Origin of the sequence: Variovorax sp. MSC1_012, from assembly GCF_023667525.1 — a bacterium.
Classification (GTDB): Bacteria; Pseudomonadota; Gammaproteobacteria; order Burkholderiales; family Burkholderiaceae_C; genus Variovorax; species Variovorax beijingensis_B.
In genome coordinates this window covers 3,158,743-3,176,793 of the sequence record NZ_CM174443.1, presented here as the reverse complement: position 1 = coordinate 3,176,793, position 18,051 = coordinate 3,158,743, and the positions used below count along the sequence as shown (strand labels likewise).

Here is an 18,051-nt window from a genome sequence, read left to right as displayed (position 1 = left end):
ATCCCGCCACGGCGACCCAAACACAGGGCGTCGCTCACCTCTAGGAGACAACATGAAGCGTTTTCTGAAAGCGGGCCTCGTCCTCGCACTCGCCGGCACGGGGCTCGCCTCCCAGGCCGCAACCGAACTCGTGATCGCGACCGTCAACAACGGCCACATGATCGAGATGCAGAAGCTCACCCCCTTCTTCGAAAAAGCCAACCCCGACATCAAGCTCAAGTGGGTCACGCTGGAAGAAGGCACGCTGCGGCAGCGCGTGACCACCGACATCGCCACCAAGGGCGGCCAGTTCGACGTGATGACCATCGGCCTGTACGAGGCGCCGATCTGGTCGAAGAAGGGCTGGCTCCAGCCGATTGCCACCGACGCCGCCTACGACGCCGACGACCTGCTTCCCGCCATCCGCGCCGGCCTGTCGCATGAAGGCAAGCTCTACGCCGCGCCGTTCTATGGCGAGAGCTCGATGCTCATGTACCGCAAGGACCTGGCCGACAAGGTCGGTTTCCAGATGCCCGAGCAGCCCACCTGGGCGCAGGTGAAGGAGCTGGCCGGCAAGGTCCACGACCCGAAAGCCGGCGTGTACGGCATGTGCCTGCGCGGCAAGCCCGGCTGGGGTGACAACATGGCCTTCCTGACCACGCTGGTCAACACCAACGGCGGCCAGTGGTTCGACATGCAGTGGAAGCCGCAGATCGATACCAAGCCGTGGAAGGACGCGATCAACTTCTACGTCGACCTGATGAAGTCCTATGGCCCGCCCGGCGCCTCGGCCAACAGCTTCAACGAAAACCTCGCGCTCTTCAACGAGGGCAAGTGCGGCATGTGGGTGGACGCGACCATCGCCGCCTCGTTCATCAGCGATCCGAAGCAGTCGAAGGTGGCCGACAAGGTCGCGTTCGCGCAGGCGCCCGTGGCCGTCACGCCCAAGGGCGCCAACTGGCTGTGGACCTGGAACCTGGCCATTCCCGCCAGCTCGACCAAGGGTGCGGCCGCGCAGACCTTCGTGAAGTGGGCCACTTCCAAGGAATACGTGAACCTGGTCGCCAAGGAACATGGCTGGGGCACGGTGCCCACCGGCACGCGCAAGTCGACCTATGCGAACCCCGAGTTCCAGAAGGTTGCCAAGTTCGCCGCGGCCGAGAAGAAGGCCATCGACACCGCCAACCTCAGCGACAGCACCTTGCCCAAGTCGCCCTACGTGGGCGTGCAGTACGCGGCCATTCCCGAGTTCCAGGCCATCGGCGTGGCGGTGGGCCAGCAGATGAGCGCGGCGCTGTCGGGCAAGGTCACGGTCGACCAGGCGCTGAAGACCTCGCAGACGGCGGCCGAGCGCGAGATGAAGAAGGCTGGCTACTACAAATAAGCCGGGCTTTCTTTCTTGCTCCCTCCCCTCCCGGGGAGGGTTGGGGTGGGGGCACGCGGCGCACCAACCGCCGCAGCGCTCGAGCAGCGAGCCCCCATCCCCGCCTTCCCCCAGAGGGGGAAGGAGCCAGAGACAACGAGAAGGAACCTCTTCATGAAACGACTCCTGCCCCGCGCCCTCATGGCGCCCGCCGTGCTCACGCTCCTCTTGTGGATGATCGTGCCGCTCGCGATGACGCTGTACTTCTCGTTCGTGAACTACAACCTCATGCAGCCCGGCGAGCGCACCTTCGCGGGCATCGAGAACTTTCACTACTTCGTCACCGATCCGGACTTCTGGCCCGCGACCTGGAACACGCTGATGCTGATCGGCAGCGTGATCGTCATCACGGTGGTGTTCGGCGTGCTGCTCGCGCTCTTGGTGAACGAGCCCTTCCCGGGCCGCGGCATCGTGCGGGTGCTGCTCATCTCGCCCTTCTTCGTCATGCCCGCGGTCAATGCGCTGCTGTGGAAGCACATGATGATGAACCCCATCTACGGCATCCTGGCCGACGTGTGGCGCTTCTTCGGCGCGCAGCCGGTCGACTGGCTCACCGACGTGCCGCTGTTCTCGGTGATCGTCATGGTGGCCTGGCAGTGGCTGCCCTTTGCCTGCCTGATCTTCATCACCTCGCTGCAATCGCTCGACCGCGAGCAGATGGAGGCCGCGCGCATGGACGGCGCGAGCGCGTTCCAGCGCTTCTTCTACCTGACCATCCCGCACCTCGGCCGGCCGATGGCGGTGGTGATCATGATCGAGATGATCTTTCTGCTCAGCGTGTTCGCCGAGATCGCCATCACCACCAACGGCGGCCCGGGCAACGAGAGCACCAACATGACCTACCTGATCTTCAAGCAGTCGCTGATGAACTTCGACGTGGGCGTGGCCTCGGCCGGTGCGCTGTTCGCGGTGGTGCTGGCCAACATCGTGGCGGTGTTCCTGATCCGCATCATCGGCAAGAACCTGGACTAACGACCATGCAACCCAGCAACTTCCTTTCGCAACTGCTGCGCACCGTGGGTGCCTGGGCCGTGGCGCTGCTGCTGTTCTTTCCGCTCGGCTGGCTGTTCCTCACGGCCTTCAAGACGGAGCTACAGGCGATCCACGTGCCGCCGCTCTTCATCTTCGAGCCCACGCTCGGCAACTTCAGCGAAGTGCAGCGCCGCAGCGACTACCTGCTGTATGCGCGCAACTCGCTCATCACCAGCCTGGGCTCGACCGTCATCGGCCTGCTGATTGCGGCGCCCGCCGCGTACTCGATGGCCTTCTTCCGCACGAAGAAGACGCGCGACATCCTGATGTGGATGCTCTCCACCAAGATGATGCCGGCCGTCGGCGCGCTGGTGCCGATCTACGTGCTCGCGCAGACGGCGGGCCTGCTGGACTCGCTCACCGCGCTGACCATCGTGTTCACGCTGTCGAACCTGCCGATCATGGTGTGGATGCTCTACAGCGCCTACAAGGACATTCCGAACGAAATCCTCGAAGCCGCGCGCATGGACGGCGCCAGCCTGTGGACCGAGTTCCGCCATGTCGTGCTGCCGCTGTCGGTGGGCGGCCTCGCATCGACCGGCCTCTTGTGCCTGGTGCTGAGCTGGAACGAGGCCTTCTGGGCGCTCAACCTCAGCTCGGCCAAGGCCGGCACGCTGGCCACGCTGATCGCCTCGTACTCCAGCCCCGAGGGCCTGTTCTGGGCCAAGCTGTCGGCCGCCTCGCTGATGGCCATTGCGCCGATCGTCGTGTTCGGCTGGTTCAGCCAGAAGCAGCTCGTCCAGGGCCTGACCTTCGGCGCCGTCAAGTAAAGAAAGGGAGACACCTCATGGCCTACCTGCAACTCAAAGACATCAAGAAGAGCTTCGGCGACGTCGACATCATCAAGGGCGTCGATCTCGAAATTCAGAAGGGCGAGTTCATCGTCTTCGTCGGGCCTTCGGGCTGTGGCAAGTCGACGCTGCTGCGCCTGATCGCGGGGCTCGAGCCGATCACCAGCGGCAATCTGCTGCTCGACGGCAAGGACATCACCTGGGCGCCTTCGGGCAAGCGCGACCTGGCGATGGTGTTCCAGAGCTATGCGCTCTATCCGCACATGAGCGTGTACGACAACATGTCCTTCGCGCTCAAGCTCGCGGGCGTGCCCAAGGACCAGATCAAGACCAAGGTCGAGTACGCGGCCAGGACGCTCAACCTCACGCAGTACCTCGACCGCACGCCCAAGGACCTGTCGGGCGGCCAGCGCCAGCGCGTGGCCATCGGCCGCGCCATCGTGCGTGCGCCCAAGGTGTTCCTGTTCGACGAGCCGCTGTCCAACCTCGATGCGGCGCTGCGCGGCAACACGCGCGTCGAGATCCACAAGCTGCACCGCTCGCTCGGCGCCACCACCATCTACGTGACGCACGACCAGGTCGAGGCCATGACGCTGGCCGACCGCGTGGTGGTGCTCAGGGACGGGCTGATCGAGCAGGTCGGCACGCCGCTCGAGTTGTACGACCATCCGGCCAACCAGTTCGTCGCGCAGTTCATCGGCATGCCGTCGATGAACATGGTGGCGGCAAGCGCCATTCCGAGTTTTTCCGCCGCCACCGGCGGGCGCCTGCCGAGCGACGGCTTCCTGGGCGTGCGGCCCGAAGGCCTGCGCGTGCATCCGAAGCAGGCCGCCGCCACGGGCGTGCCGGGGCGTGTCGAGCTGATCGAGGCGCTGGGCGCCGACACGCTGATCCACGTCGACGTGGGCGGCGTGCCGCTGATCGCGCGCCAGAACGAGCGCACGCCGCTGCATGCGGGCGACGACGTGGCGGTCGAGCTCGATCCGTCGGTGCTCCATTTGTTCAACCGCGAAGGCCGTTCGGTCTCCGCCTGATTTCTTCCGGAACATTCCCGTGACCCTCGCAGCAGCGCCTCTCGGTGCGCCAACTCCACCCCCGGCTCCTTCGGAGTTCATGGTGCTTCACCTTGGACTCGGCTCGTTCCATCGGGCCCACCAGGCCGTTTACCTGCAGCGGCTGATCGATGCGGGCGACACCCGCTGGTCGCTCTCGGGCGCCAACATCCGTCCCGACATGGCCGAGGTCGTCACCGCGCTGCAGGCCCAAGGCGGGCGCTACACGCTCGAAACCGTGTCGCCGGCCGGCGAGTACCGCTACGAACAGATCGAGGCCATCCGCGAAGTGCTGCCTTATGAGCCCTCGCTGGCCGCGGTGGTCGCTCGCGGCGCGGCACCGTCCACGCGCATCGTGTCCTTCACCGTGACCGAAGCCGGCTACTACCTCGACACCAAGGGCCGGCTGGACCTGTCGTTCGGCGATCTCGCGGCCGATATCGAGCGCGCGCGGCGCGGTGAGGCGGGCGGCGGGGGCTTGACCATCTATGGCGCCGTCTGCGCGATCCTGCGTGCACGCAAGGCCGCGCAGGCCGGCCCGGTGACGCTGCTCAACTGCGACAACCTGCGCCACAACGGCGACCGCTTCCGCGCCGGACTGCTCGAATTCATCGAGCGCGCGGGCGATAGCGATTTGCTGGCATGGGTGCAAGCGAACACGGCCTGCCCGAATGCGATGGTCGACCGCATCACGCCGCGCCCGCCGCCCGAACTGCGCTCTCGCGTGAAGGCCGCGACCGGCCGCGACGATGCGGCAGCCATCACCGGCGAGAGCTTCATCCAGTGGGTGATCGAAGACAACTTCGCGGCCGGTCGGCCCGACTGGGGCCGCGTGGGCGTGGAACTGGTCGATTCGGTGCAGCCTTATGAAGAAGCCAAGATCCGCATCCTCAATGCCACGCACAGTTGCATCGCCTGGGCCGGCACGCTGGCGGGGCTGAACTTCATCCACGAAGGCACGCACCACGCCGCCATCCGCAAGATGGCGTTCGACTACGTCACCGACGACGTGATCCCATGCCTGAGCCCAAGCCCGATCGACCTCGCGGCCTACCGAGACGTGGTGCTCGACCGCTTCGGCAACCCTGCGATCCGCGACACCAACCAGCGCGTGGCGGCCGACGGCTTCTCCAAGATCCCGGGCTTCATCGCGCCCACGGTGCGCGAGCGGCTTGCCGCGGGGCAGCCGATCGACAGCGTCGCGATGCTGCCCGCGCTGTTTTTGGCCTTCCTGCAGCGCTGGCATCGCGGGGCGCTGCCCTATGCCTACCAGGACCAGGGCATGGACGAGGCCGTGGCGCATGCGATCTGCGACGTCGCCGATCCGGTGCTCGCGCTGTGCTCGGACCCGGCACTGTGGGGCGCCGCCGCGGGCGATGCGCGGCTGGTGGGCGCGGTGCGCGCGGCGAGTGCGCGCGTGGCAAATTTCCTGAACCCTGGAGCAACGACATGAGCGAACGTTTGAAGAACCGCCACGTGCTGCTGACCGGCGCCGGTGGCGGCATCGGCCTGGCCGTGGCAGAGGCCTGCATTGCAGAGGGCGCGCGCTGCAGCGTGATCGACCGCGCCGCGGCGGCGCCCGAGGCGGTGCGCGCGCTGCAGCAGCAGCGCCCCGACAAGCTCGCCTACATCGCGGCCGACGTGACCGATACGCAGGCCATCGCGCACATGCTGGCGGAGGCGCAGGTCGCCTTCGGTCCGATCCACACGCTGTTCAACAACGCCGCGGTGTTCGACCTGGCGCCGCTGCTCGACAGCGACGAAGCTTCGTTCGACCGGCTGTTCGCGGTCAACGTGAAGGGCATGTTCTTCGTGATGCAGGCCGTGCTGCGCCACATGGTGGAGGCCGGCACGCAGGGGGCGTCGGTCATCAACATGGCCTCGCAGGCGGGGCGGCGCGGCGAGGCGCTGGTGTCGCACTACTGCGCGACCAAGGCCGCGGTCATCAGCTACACCCAGAGCGCGGCGCTGGCCATGGCGCCGCACGGCATCCGTGTCAACGGCATTGCACCCGGCGTGGTCGACACGCCGATGTGGGACCATGTCGACAGCCTGTTCGCCAAGGCCGAGGGGCTGCCGCCCGGCGAGAAGAAGCGCCGCGTGGGCCTGGAGGTGCCGCTCGGCCGCATGGGCGTGCCGGCCGACATCGCGGGCGCGGCCGTGTTTCTTGCCAGCGACGAGGCGCGCTACATCACGGCGCAGACTCTCAATGTCGACGGCGGTAATGTCATGAGCTGAGATGAAAGCTTGTTTGTTGATTCGTTGCGTTGTGGGGCGTTCGGGGCGCGATCCCGCCGACGGGGTACCTTGCTCCGCGAATGTCCCCCGGCCTTCGGCCTCCTCCTTTATTTCGCTGCGCAAGGCACCCCATCGACGTGATCGTTGGACAGCGCGTTGGTTGATCGGCGGTACACCGGCAGCGTGCCCAGGTGCACAGGGCATCGGGTGCTCCCCGCAGCGAAATCAAGGAGGAGGCCGCAGGCCGGGGGACATTCGCGGAGGGGAGTACCCGGTGGCCTGGGCACACGCCCTGAACAACAGCGCCCCGAACAACATTGCCAAGAACAACAGCACCAAGAACAAGAGCACCAAGAACAAGAGCACCAAGAACGCACAGTCATGACCGAAGACTTCCATCTGTACCTCGACAGCGCCGACCTGTCTGAATTGCAGGCCTGCCTGCCGCACCCGGTGGTGCATGGCGTGACGACCAACCCGACGCTGCTCAAGCGCGCCGGCATCGGCCGCGGCGAAGTGCTCGGTTTGCTCAAGCGCTGCATCGAGCTGGGCGCGCGCCAGGTGCAGGCGCAGGTGTATTCCAGTGAAGTCGACGGCATGCTCGAAGACGCGGCCGCCTTGCTCCCGCACTTCAACCGGGGCCAGCTGGTCGTGAAGATTCCCGCCACGCGCCAGGGCCTGGATGCCGGCGCGCGGCTCATCGCGCAAGGCGTGCCCGTCACGTGGACGGCCGTGTACGCGCCCGAGCAGGCGCACTTCGCGGCGCAACTGGGCGCGGCCTATGCGGCGCCGTATCTCGGGCGGCTCGACGACGCCGGCGTCAATGGGCTGGTGCTGATCGCGCAGATGCAGGCGCTGGTGGCGCGGTGCCCTTCGTCCGGCACGCGCCTGCTGGTCGCCAGCATCCGCTCGCGCGAGGCCTATCTTTCGTTGCTTGCGCTGGGCGTGGACGCCATCACGATTCCGCCGCGCCTCTTTGCCGAACTGCTCGACCATCCCGCCACGCTGGCCGCGGAGCGCGGCTTCCTGGCCGATGCGCGCGCCTTGCCCTGACAGAAGAGAATCCGAGAACCATGCGCATTGCACTCACGGGCGAAGCCCTCATCGATTTCACCGCCAGCGAGGCCGGCACGCTCGCATTCCTGGGCCACGAGGGCGGCTCACCGCTCAACACCGCCGTGGCCTGCGCGCGCCTCGGCCAGCCCACCGGCTTTCTCACGCAGCTGTCGACCGACCTGTTCGGCGAACGGCTGATGCGCTTTCTCGAACGCAACGGCGTCGACACCAGCTTCATCCTGCGCAGCAATGCGCCGTCGACGCTGGCCTTCGTCGAGCGCACGCCGCAGACCAACCGCTATGCCTTCTACACGCGCGGCAGCGCCGACGCCACCTGGGCGCCCGAGCCGCCGCCGCAGCTGCCGACGGAGTGCCGCTTCCTTCATTTCGGCTCGATCTCGCTGCTTCAGGAGCCGGCGGCCACGCGCATTGCCGAGCTGGTCACGGCCAACGCCGGGCGCCGCGTGATCGTGTTCGACCCGAACGTGCGGCCCAGCCTGATTCCCGACATGGCGGCCTACCGCGAGCGCGTGACGGGCTGGCTGGCCATGGCCGACCTGGTCAAGCTCAGCGACGAGGACGCCGAACTGCTCGCCCCCGGCCAGCCGGTCGATGCGCTGGCCGCGGAGTGCCTCCAGGCCGGCGCGCATGCCGTGGTCGTCACGCGCGGCGGCGCGGGCGCCACGCTCTGGCGCACGGGGCATGCGCCGCTCGCCGTGGCGGCGCCGCAGGTCAAGGTGGTCGACACCATCGGCGCGGGCGACACCTTCACGGCCGGCCTTTCGGTGGCGCTGCTTGCGCACGGCGTCGAGCACCCGGCCCAGCTCGGCGCGCTCGGCGACGACGCCTGGCGCGAGGTGATGCGCTTCGCCGCCACCGCCGCCGCCCTCAACTGCACCCGCGAAGGTGCCGATCCACCCACGCTCGACGCGGTTCACGCCGCGCTGGCGCAGGAAGACAATGAGGCCGTCGCTTCCCGGCCCTGACCCCGTGCTGCCATGACAACGTCCACACGCAAACGCTCGATTCCCCGTCAGCGCCAACCCGAGCTGGAGCGCGACATCGCGCGCTCCCCGTCTCTGGGCTACGAGGCCCCCGAAACCGGCCTGGTGCGCTGCCTGGCGCACGGCTTTCCGAGCCCGCTGGTGCGATGGCACTTCCATGAAGACTACGAGCTGCACCTGATCACCGAGACCTCGGGCAAGGCCTTCATCGGCGACTGGATCGGGCCGTTCCAGCCCGGGCACCTCGTGCTCTGCGGGCCGCGGCTGCCGCACAACTGGATCTCGCTGGACGTGCCCGAAGGCGGCGCCGCGGGACGCGACCGGGTGATCCAGTTCCGCCACGAGCCCATCGAGCGCGCCGCGGCCGAAATTCCGGAACTGCGCGAGGTGATGCAGCTGTTCGAACGCGCGCGGCATGGCATCGAGTTCTTCGGCATGTCGCAGCAGGCGCAGACGCACTGGGACAACATCAAGGCCGCGCGCGGCGTGCGCCGGCTCGGGCTGTTTCTCGAGTTCGTGGCCGACCTCGCGCAATGCACCGACTACCGGCTGCTCTCCAGCGTGCAGATGCAGGGCGCGCACGGCGTGGAGGGCGATGCTCAGGTCGACCAGATCAACGACATCGTCAACCGCATCACCAGCAACATGGCCGAGCCGATCTCCATGTCGGATGTGGCGGCCGAACTCGGCATGAGCGAAAGCCGCTTCAGCCGCTTCTTCCGGCGCTCCACGGGCAACAGCTTCACCGACTTCGTCAACCGCGTGCGCATCAACAGCGCCTGCCACCTGCTGATGCAGACCGACCACTACGTGACCGACATCTGCTACCAGGTCGGCTTCAACAACGTGGCCAACTTCAACCGGCGCTTCCTCGAGATCAAGGGCATGACGCCGAGCGAGTTCAGGCGCCAGGCCGACACGCGGTTCGGCTGACGTCGAGACCAAGCGCTTTCAAGGCACCAATCAGGGAGCACCATCTTGTATCTGGGACTCGACCTCGGCACGTCCGAGCTCAAGGCGCTGCTGCTCGCCGGCGACCACCACATCGTCGGCGTGGCGCGCGCGCCGCTCACGGTCGACCGGCCCCAGCCGCTCTGGTCGGAGCAGATGCCGGGCCGGTGGTGGCAGGCGCTCGAACAGGTCATGGCCGAGCTGCAGGGCGCGCATGCCGAAGCGCTGCTCGCGGTGCGCGCCATCGGCCTGTCGGGCCAGATGCACGGCGCCACGCTGCTCGATGCCGCGGGCGAGGTGCTGCGACCCGCCATCCTCTGGAACGACGGGCGCAGCGGCGCGCAATGCGAGGCGCTCGCGCGCGCCGTGCCGCGCCTGGGCGAGATCGCGGGCAACCTCGCGATGCCCGGCTTCACCGCGCCCAAGCTGCTGTGGGTGCGCGAGCACGAGCCTGAAATCTTCAACCGCACGGCGCGCGTGCTGCTACCGAAGGACTGGCTGCGCTTCATGCTCAGCGGCGAGGCCGTCAGCGAAATGTCCGATGCGGCCGGCACGCTGTGGCTCGATGTCGGCGCGCGCGACTGGTCCGACGAACTGCTCGCGGCCACCGGCCTCACGCGCAGCCACATGCCGCGGCTGGTCGAGGGCAGCGAGGTGTCGGCGCAGCTCAAGCCCGAACTGGCCGCGCGCTGGGGCGTGGGCAATGGTGGCGCGGTGCTCATTGCCGGCGGTGCGGGCGACAACGCCGCGAGCGCGGTCGGCATGGGCTTGGTGGAACCGGGGCAGGGCTTCGTGTCGCTCGGCACCTCGGGCGTGGTGTTCGTCTCGACCGACCGCTTTTTGCCCAACCTCGCGCAGGCGATGCACGCCTTCTGCCATGCGCTGCCCGGGCGCTGGCACCAGATGTCGGTGATGCTTTCGGCCGCGAGCGCCGTGAGCTGGGCCGCCAAGGCCTTCAGGTTCGCCGACGAGGCGGCATTGCTCGAAGCTGCCGCGTCGGTTGCACCGGCACAGCGCGAGCGTTGCCCGTTGTTCCTGCCGTACCTCTCGGGCGAGCGTTCTCCGCACAACAACCCGAACGCGCAGGGCGTGCTGTTCGGGCTCACGCATGCGCACGGTCCGGCGGAGATCGCCTATGCCGTGGTCGAGGGCGTGAGCTTCGGGTTGCGCGACGGCTTCGACACCCTGCGCCTGCCGGCCGGCATGCCGCTGCGCGAAGTGGCGCTGGTGGGCGGCGGCGCGCGCAGCGTCTGGTGGGGTCAGCTGCTGGCCGACATCTTCGAGCTGCCGCTCACGCTCTATGCGGGCAGCGAGACGGGTGGGGCGCTGGGTGCGGCTCGCCTTGCCTGGCTGGCCGACGGAGGCACCGTGGCCGAGGTGTGCACGCTGCCGCCGGTCAAGCAGCGGCTCGTGCCCTCGCAAGACGGCGCCACCGCGCACGCGGCGCGCCATGCGCGTTTCAAGCGCCTCTACACAGCATTGCGCGATCAGTTTCGATGAGCGACGCATTGTGAAGCGCCCATAAAAAAACCCGTCGAGAGACGGGTTTTTTCGTTCGGGAGACACCGCGGATCCGGCTCCGCCGGTCCGCAGGTGTCGCCCCCTGGAGGGGGAGGCGGCTACACGCAGTGAGCCGCTTCGGGGGTGGGCAATTACATGCCCATGCCGCCCATGCCGCCCATGCCACCCATGTCGGGCATGCCGCCGCCGGCACCGGCCTCATCCTTCGGTGCGTCTGCGACCATGGCTTCGGTCGTCAGCAGCAGCGAGGACACCGATGCTGCGTTCTGCAGCGCGGTGCGGGTGACCTTCGTCGGGTCCAGGATGCCCAGCTCGAGCATGTCGCCGTACGTGTCGTTCGCAGCGTTGAAGCCGTAGTTGCCCTTGCCGGCCAACACAGCGTTCACCACCACCGAGGCTTCGCCGCCGGCGTTGTTCACGATTTCGCGCAGGGGTGCTTCGATGGCCTTGAGCACCAGCTTGATGCCGGCGTCCTGGTCGGCGTTGTCGCCCTTGATCGAGTCGCCCACGGCTTGCTTGGCACGCAGCAGAGCCACGCCGCCGCCAGCCACGACGCCTTCTTCCACTGCAGCGCGGGTGGCGTGCAGGGCGTCTTCGACGCGAGCCTTCTTTTCCTTCATTTCGACTTCGGTGGCAGCGCCAACCTTGATCACTGCAACGCCGCCGGCCAGCTTGGCCACGCGCTCTTGCAGCTTTTCACGGTCGTAGTCGCTCGTGGCTTCTTCGATCTGCACGCGCACTTGCTTCACGCGGGCTTCGATGTCGGCCGCAGCGCCCGAACCGTCGATGATGATGGTGTTTTCCTTGCCCACTTCGATGCGCTTGGCTTGGCCCAGGTCGGCCAGCGTCACCTTTTCGAGCGTCAGGCCCACTTCTTCAGCGATGACCTTGCCGCCCGTCAGGATGGCGATGTCTTCCAGCATGGCCTTGCGGCGGTCGCCGAAGCCAGGTGCCTTCACGGCCACGACCTTCAGGATGCCGCGGATCGTGTTCACGACCAAGGTAGCCAGGGCTTCGCCCTCGACTTCTTCGGCAATGATCAGCAGCGGACGGCCAGCCTTGGCGACTTGTTCCAGCGTGGGGAGCAGGTCGCGGATGTTGCTGATCTTCTTGTCGAACAGCAGCACGAAGGGGTTGTCGAGCAGCGCCGATTGCTTCTCGGGGTTGTTGATGAAGTAGGGCGACAGGTAGCCGCGGTCGAACTGCATGCCTTCGACGACGTCGAGTTCGCTGTCCAGCGACTTGCCGTCTTCCACGGTGATCACGCCTTCCTTGCCGACCTTGTCCATCGCGTCAGCGATGAGCTTGCCGATGGTTTCGTCGCTGTTGGCCGAGATCGAGCCGACTTGAGCGATTTCCTTCGACGTGGTGGTGGGCTTGGAAGCCTTCTTCAGCTCGGCGACCAGGGCCGTCACGGCCTTGTCGATGCCGCGCTTCAGGTCCATCGGGTTCATGCCGGCAGCCACCAGCTTGAAACCTTCGCGAACGATGGCCTGAGCCAGCACGGTCGCGGTGGTGGTGCCGTCACCGGCGTTGTCCGAAGTCTTGGAAGCCACTTCCTTCACGAGCTGGGCGCCCATGTTCTGGAGCTTGTCCTTGAGTTCGATTTCCTTGGCGACCGACACACCGTCCTTGGTGACGGTGGGGGCGCCGAACGAGCGCTCGAGCACCACGTTGCGGCCCTTGGGGCCCAGGGTCACCTTGACGGCGTTGGCGAGGATGTTGACACCCTCGACCATGCGTGCGCGGGCTTCACCGCCGAAGACTACGTCTTTTGCTGCCATGTTTTATTACTCCGAATGGGGATGGATGGATTACTTCTCGACGACCGCGAACAGGTCGTCTTCCTTCATGACCAGCAGTTCGTCGCCATCGACCTTGACGGTCTGGCCGCTGTACTTGCCGAACAGGACGCGGTCGCCGACCTTGACGGTCAGTGCGGTCAGGTCGCCCTTGTCGGTGCGCTTGCCCGGGCCCACGGCCAGGACTTCACCCTGATCGGGCTTTTCGGCGGCTGCGTCGGGGATGACGATGCCGGAGGCGGTCTTGGTTTCGCTGTCGATACGCTTGACGATCACACGATCGGCCAAAGGACGAAGTTTCATTGCATCTCCTGGATAAGAAACGGGGTTGTGGTCGGGCGCTGGCGGGAAAAACCGGCAGCCCATCGACTGGAAGCGAGGCTTGTTAGCACTCGTCAGCAGCGAGTGCTAATCATAAGGGCAATCGGCGGACTTTCAAGGGCCGGGGCGCGACCCCCGGGCGCTGCCCGCCTATTCCGGCGCGTGCGCCAGCACAAAGGACAGAGATGCCAGGTGCTCCACCTTGTCGGTCTTGAGGGGATCTTCCGGCGGTGCGGCCCACTGGGCGGTCACGACGTTCAGTCCCTGGTTTCGCACCTTGATGACCACGCTGCCGTCGGCGCCGCTTTCCATGGGCCGGGCGTCGGGATCGTTGACGAAATCACTCAGCACCAGGGCGCCCGCCACGGGCTTGCCCTGGTAGAGCACGCGCAAGCGCAGGTCTTGCCCGAGCTTCTCGGGCAGGGTGGCATCGACCGGGACGATCTGCAGCGTGTGCCCGGGCAGCGGCGGCAAGGCATTGCGCAGCGGGCTGCGCAGGTGTACCGCATATTTGAAGTTGTGGCCGCTGGTGAGCGCGCCGGGAACTTCGTTCTTGCCCCTCTTGAGCCACTTGCCTTCCGGCGTCTTGCTCCAGATGCCGTTGTCCAGCACCGCCGCAACGATGGCGGGTTTCTCCTTCGTGTCCACCAGCAGCAAGCGCCCGTTCACCTCCAGGGCAGTCGGCACGGGCTTCCCGAATGCGTCGTAGGCGCTGACCGCGGTGATCAGCGGCTGCCGCTTGACCGTGTCCAGGTCGTCGGCGCCTTCGCCATAGATCAACGCGAGTTCGCCCGAGCGCTGGGCAAACCAGATGCCGTGCGCCTGCGCGCCCGCGGAAGAAAGTACGGCCGCCGCTGCGAGCGTGGCCAGGGCGGCGATCCGGTGCAGCCTGTTCATCATTGGGTGTCCAGTCGAAAAAATACGGGTACGGGAGGAATGCACGGCTTCAGAGGTCCAGCTTCAGGCTGGCCACGACGCTGCGCTTGGCGCCCGGAATCACATACAGGTTGCCCCACGAGGCGGTGTAGAAATTCCTGTTGAAGAGGTTGTGCACGTCGATCGATACGCGGGCGGTCCTGTTGATCTGCCAGAAGCTCACCAGCTTGACGGTGGTGTAGGCCGGCAGCGCGTAGGTGTCGGCGCTGTTGCCCGAACGGTTGCCCACGTAGTTGATGCCGGCACCCACGCCATAGCGGCTGCCGTCGGCCAGCGCATCCTCGCGGATGGCGAACAGGCCGGCGCTCGTCTTCGGGATGTTCACGATGCGCGTGCCGGGCGCAAGCGTTGCGTCCTTCGATATCCGGGCGTCGACGTAGGCGAAATTTCCGCTCACCCGCCAGTTCTTGTCGATCTGGCCATAGACATCCGCCTCGAAGCCGCTGCTCTTGACCTCGCCGGCCGCAACGGAGAAGCCGGGCGTGTCGCTGGCCGTCAGCACGTTCGTCTTCTTGATGTCGAACACGGCCAGGTTGGCGCCCAGGCGCTGGTCCCGTGTCTGCAGCTTCACGCCGGCTTCCAGCGCGGTGGAGCGCTGCGGATCGAAGGCCTGGCCGTTCTTGTCGGTGCCGCTGTTGCCGCGAAACGACTTGCCGGCGGAGACGTACCAGGAGCTCCAGTCGTTCGGCAGGTAGGTCAGGCCGGCCCGCGGCGAAACGGCATCGTGCTTCTGGGCGCTGTTGCGGTTCACGCGGTCCTCGATGCTCTGCCTGAAGTGGTCGTAGCGGGCGCCCACCAGCAGCTTCCACTGCGGCGAAAGGCTGATCTGGTCCTGCAGGAAAACGGCGCTCGCACGCTGGTGCTCGTCCGAGCTGGAGGTGAGCGACGTGAGCGGCGGCTGGGGCCTGCCATAGACAGGCAGGTAGATATCGATCGGATAGTTGCCCGAGCGGAGGATTTCGGTGTTCATCCACAGCCTGGACGCTTCCACGCCGACCAGCAGCGTGTGGGCCAGCGCGCCGGTCGTGAACTTGCCTTCCAGCTCCGCCTGGAAAGAAGTGTCGCGCGACGGCAGCTGGCGCCAGGTGGCGCGGCGGTTGAGCGTCCGGTTGTTGCTGGCCAGGGAAGTCGCTTCGGTGTAGTTGCCGGAGAAGGTGCTTTCCTTGTAGCTCGCACCGATGCGCGCGCGCCAGTTTTCCGACAGCTGGCGGTCCAGCGTGAGCTGGTGCGTATTGCTGGTGAGCGTCATGTTGCCGTCGCCGGGCTCGTTGAGCACCCGGTCGCGCGGCAGGGTTCCGAGCAGGCCGCGAACATTGATCAGCCCGCGGTCCAGCGGCGTTTTCGAACGCAGGAACTCGGACTCGTAGTTGAGGACTGTCTTGTCGTCGATGACCCAGGTCAGCGCGGGCGCCACCAGCGTGCGCCTGTTGCTCAGCAGGTCGCTTCGGCTGTCGCCTTCTTCCACCGCCAGGTTCAGCCGGTAGGCCACGTTCTGGCTCAGCGCGCCGGTGCTGTCCAGCGTGCTGCGGCGCAGGCCCTGGCTGCCGATGCTGAAATCGGCGGTGTTGCGGCGCGTGAACTCCGGCTTCTTCGTGACGATGTTGATGGTGCCGCCTGGCTCGCTGCTGCCGTAGACGGCCGAAGCCGGGCCCTTGAGGAATTCGAAGCGCTCGACGGTGGCGGTGTCGCGCGGCGGGTTGTAGCCGCGCGAGCCGGGAAAGCCGTTGACCAGGAATCCCATGTCGGTACTGCTGAACCCGCGGATGCCGAAGTTGTCCCAGGTGCCGCCGAAGTCGTTGAGGCGCGTGATCCCGCTCACAAAGCCCACCGTGTCGGCCAGGCGCGTTGCACCCATGTCTTCGATCAGCTGGCTGGAGACAATGCGCACCGACTGCGGCACCTCTCGCAGCGGCGTGCTGGTGCGCGTGGCGCCGCTGCTGCTCGTGGGGTTGTAGCCGCCGGATTCGGGCTCTGCGACAACATGCACTTCGGGCAGCGATGTGTTCGCAGGGTCCGGCTGTCCGGTGCCTTGTGCCATGGAGAGCGGGGAAATGGAAGCGAGGGGGAGCAAGGCAAAAGCGATGCGTGACGAGCGGATGCGGGATCTCATTGCAATTTGTTGACGTTTTATTTACAGTTAATGAGAATAACTCTCATTACCTATTGTAGACGTCCCTACAGCTGGTCGGTCGGCACGAACCAGGAAAACAGCAGCAGCTGCAGCCGCGTGAGCAGGCTCGAATCGGGCTCGCTGTCGAGCACCTCGTTGTCCACGTCGCCGGTGCCTATCCATTGCACGTTCTCGCCGTCGGGCAGCAGCACGACGCGGTAGACGCCCTCGATGTCGTCCAGCTGGTAGGCATAGAGCAAGGCCTGGGTCAGCTCGAAACTTCGCACGCGAACGCCGAATTCGGTGTTCAGCCGCGCCGAGCGCGGGTCGAGATTCATCGAGCCGAGCAGCACCCATTCGCGGTCGACCAGCGCGAGCTTGGCATGCAGGCGGCCGCGCGCCTTCTTGAGCAGGTCGCGTAGCTGCCGGTTGCGCCTGAGCTGCCGGGTGCTGACCTCGTACAGGTTCACGCCCAGCTTCAGCATGTCGACGCGATAGCGGTTGTAGTTGATGTTGACCAGCGGCTCGTCGCTGTCGGCCAGCGAATTGGTGACGACGCTGATGCGCACGCCGCGCTCCCGGCCCTCGCGGATGCGGGCCATGCCTTCGTCGCCAGGGATGAAGTAGGGCGAGATCACCACGACGTCCGAGCGCGCCGTGGCGGTCATTTCATGAAAGCGCGCCGCCAGCGATTCGGCCGGCGACGCGAGGGTGCCCAGCGCCTTGTTGGGGCTGTCGGCCGCGGCATGGGCGTCGGCTCGCATCCACTTCATGCGGCCGATGTCGGCCAGCTGGGCGCCGAGCGGCGGATCGCCCATCAGGTCGGTGCCCTGCAGGGCGGCGGGCGGCGGGGCATGGGCTGGCGAGGTGGCGGCGTCGAACTCCGACTTCAGCGCCTCCGGTGTGCCGCTGGCGCCGGCGATCCGCTGGAGCGGGTAGACGACGTCGCTGTTCCAGTAGGTGTCGAAGATGCGGGCGGCTTCCGGAACCACCGGGCCGGCCATGATCAGTTCGAAGTCGATGAAGTTGGCGCCCTCGCTGCGCAGGAAGTATTCGTCGGCCAGGTTGCGGCCGCCCGCGATGGCCATGGCGCCATCGGCCACGAAGAGCTTGTTGTGCATGCGATGGTTGAGCCGGCGGAAATCGCCGAAGAACTCGAGCCAGCGCGTGGCCGAGTGGTCGCGGGCATTCACGAACGGGTTGAACAGCCGGACCTCGGCGTTGGGTTCCGCGGCCAGGCCGAGCAGCAGGCGGTCCATGCCGGTCGTGTGGAAGTCGTCGAGCAGCAGGCGCACCCGCACGCCGCGCCGCGCGGCATCGCGCAGTTCGCGCAGCAAGAGGCGGCCGGTCTTGTCGTTGCCGAGCTGGTAGGTCTGCACGTCCAGCGAGGCCTGCGCCCGCCGCATCAGCTCGAAGCGCGCATCGAGCGCAAAGGACGCCTCCACCAGCGGCTGGATGCTCGACAGGCCGTCGTGCGCGGCGTTCAGGCTGGCCGCTGCACGGCCGAGCGTGGTGGAAGGGGAGGCGGCAATCGACAGCGTTGGCGGCTCGGGCGTGCGCGGAGGAAGGCCGGCGCAGCCGGCGAGCACCCAGGCGATGCCAGCGGCCATCAGCCACAGCGCCAGGCCGCGCAGCGCGGGAAACGAAGAGGCGATGAGCTTGTCGGGCATGGGCCAGGGGACGCACACGGCGTGCGGCCGGGATCGTAGCCGCTTTGCCCTGTGCCACGCCGCACCGTCGGCGCAAGCGCTGCCGGAACGCCCCCTTGCCGATGCGGGGAAATCGGAACAAATGAGACTTTATAACTATTAGAATGCGAATCGTTCTTAATAATC

Annotated in this window: 15 protein-coding genes; 10 read left to right on the top strand and 5 right to left on the bottom strand. The window is 66.7% G+C overall.

Annotation, left to right across the window (positions count from 1 at the left end; all coding sequences use genetic code 11):
- Positions 1-52: 52 nt before the first annotated feature.
- From L1081_RS15060 to xylB, 10 genes are all read left to right on the top strand, one after another.
- Positions 53-1,363, top strand: coding sequence for an extracellular solute-binding protein (locus L1081_RS15060; RefSeq protein ID WP_489412901.1), 1,311 nt, complete (start codon positions 53-55; stop codon positions 1,361-1,363).
- Between the two features lie 153 nt (positions 1,364-1,516).
- Positions 1,517-2,374 (top strand): carbohydrate ABC transporter permease, encoded by an 858-nt coding sequence (locus L1081_RS15055; RefSeq protein ID WP_319430049.1) that lies wholly within the window; start codon positions 1,517-1,519, stop codon positions 2,372-2,374.
- 5 nt (positions 2,375-2,379) lie between these two features.
- Positions 2,380-3,204 (top strand): ABC transporter permease subunit, encoded by an 825-nt coding sequence (locus L1081_RS15050; protein WP_489412900.1) that lies wholly within the window; start codon positions 2,380-2,382, stop codon positions 3,202-3,204.
- A 17-nt stretch (positions 3,205-3,221) separates the two neighbouring features.
- The gene (locus L1081_RS15045) at positions 3,222-4,259 is read left to right on the top strand and encodes a sn-glycerol-3-phosphate ABC transporter ATP-binding protein UgpC (protein WP_489412899.1); all 1,038 of its coding nucleotides are present in this window, start codon (positions 3,222-3,224) and stop codon (positions 4,257-4,259) included.
- A 79-nt stretch (positions 4,260-4,338) separates the two neighbouring features.
- Complete coding sequence (gene dalD, locus L1081_RS15040) at positions 4,339-5,730, top strand: D-arabinitol 4-dehydrogenase (RefSeq protein ID WP_489412898.1); 1,392 nt, start codon at positions 4,339-4,341, stop codon at positions 5,728-5,730.
- Positions 5,727-6,515, top strand: coding sequence for an L-iditol 2-dehydrogenase (locus tag L1081_RS15035; RefSeq protein WP_489412897.1), 789 nt, complete (start codon positions 5,727-5,729; stop codon positions 6,513-6,515). The genes dalD and L1081_RS15035 overlap by 4 nt, the downstream gene beginning before the upstream one ends.
- A gap of 381 nt (positions 6,516-6,896) precedes the next feature.
- Entirely contained in the window at positions 6,897-7,568 is a 672-nt protein-coding gene (locus L1081_RS15030) for a transaldolase family protein (RefSeq protein WP_489412896.1), read from the top strand.
- Between the two features lie 20 nt (positions 7,569-7,588).
- The gene (locus tag L1081_RS15025; RefSeq protein WP_489412895.1) at positions 7,589-8,557 is read left to right on the top strand and encodes a PfkB family carbohydrate kinase; all 969 of its coding nucleotides are present in this window, start codon (positions 7,589-7,591) and stop codon (positions 8,555-8,557) included.
- Between the two features lie 12 nt (positions 8,558-8,569).
- Entirely contained in the window at positions 8,570-9,508 is a 939-nt protein-coding gene (locus L1081_RS15020) for a helix-turn-helix domain-containing protein (protein WP_489412894.1), read from the top strand.
- Between the two features lie 45 nt (positions 9,509-9,553).
- Positions 9,554-11,026: a xylulokinase gene (gene xylB, locus L1081_RS15015; RefSeq protein WP_489412893.1), complete on the top strand. Its 1,473-nt coding sequence runs from the start codon at positions 9,554-9,556 to the stop codon at positions 11,024-11,026.
- A 152-nt stretch (positions 11,027-11,178) separates the two neighbouring features.
- Here xylB and groL read toward each other — a convergent pair whose 3' ends face one another.
- From groL to L1081_RS14990, 5 genes are all read right to left on the bottom strand, one after another.
- Positions 11,179-12,831: a chaperonin GroEL gene (gene groL, locus L1081_RS15010; RefSeq protein WP_021005833.1), complete on the bottom strand. Its 1,653-nt coding sequence runs from the start codon at positions 12,829-12,831 to the stop codon at positions 11,179-11,181.
- 30 nt (positions 12,832-12,861) lie between these two features.
- Positions 12,862-13,152 carry a co-chaperone GroES gene (locus L1081_RS15005; protein ID WP_021005834.1) on the bottom strand — a complete coding sequence of 97 codons (291 nt, stop codon included), beginning with the start codon at positions 13,150-13,152 and terminating at the stop codon, positions 12,862-12,864.
- 168 nt (positions 13,153-13,320) lie between these two features.
- Positions 13,321-14,070: a DUF4198 domain-containing protein gene (locus L1081_RS15000; RefSeq protein WP_489412892.1), complete on the bottom strand. Its 750-nt coding sequence runs from the start codon at positions 14,068-14,070 to the stop codon at positions 13,321-13,323.
- Between the two features lie 46 nt (positions 14,071-14,116).
- Complete coding sequence (locus L1081_RS14995) at positions 14,117-16,216, bottom strand: TonB-dependent siderophore receptor (RefSeq protein ID WP_489412891.1); 2,100 nt, start codon at positions 16,214-16,216, stop codon at positions 14,117-14,119.
- A gap of 65 nt (positions 16,217-16,281) precedes the next feature.
- A complete protein-coding gene (locus L1081_RS14990; protein ID WP_489412890.1) occupies positions 16,282-17,886 on the bottom strand; it encodes a phospholipase D-like domain-containing protein in 1,605 nt (534 codons plus the stop codon).
- Positions 17,887-18,051: the final 165 nt, after the last annotated feature.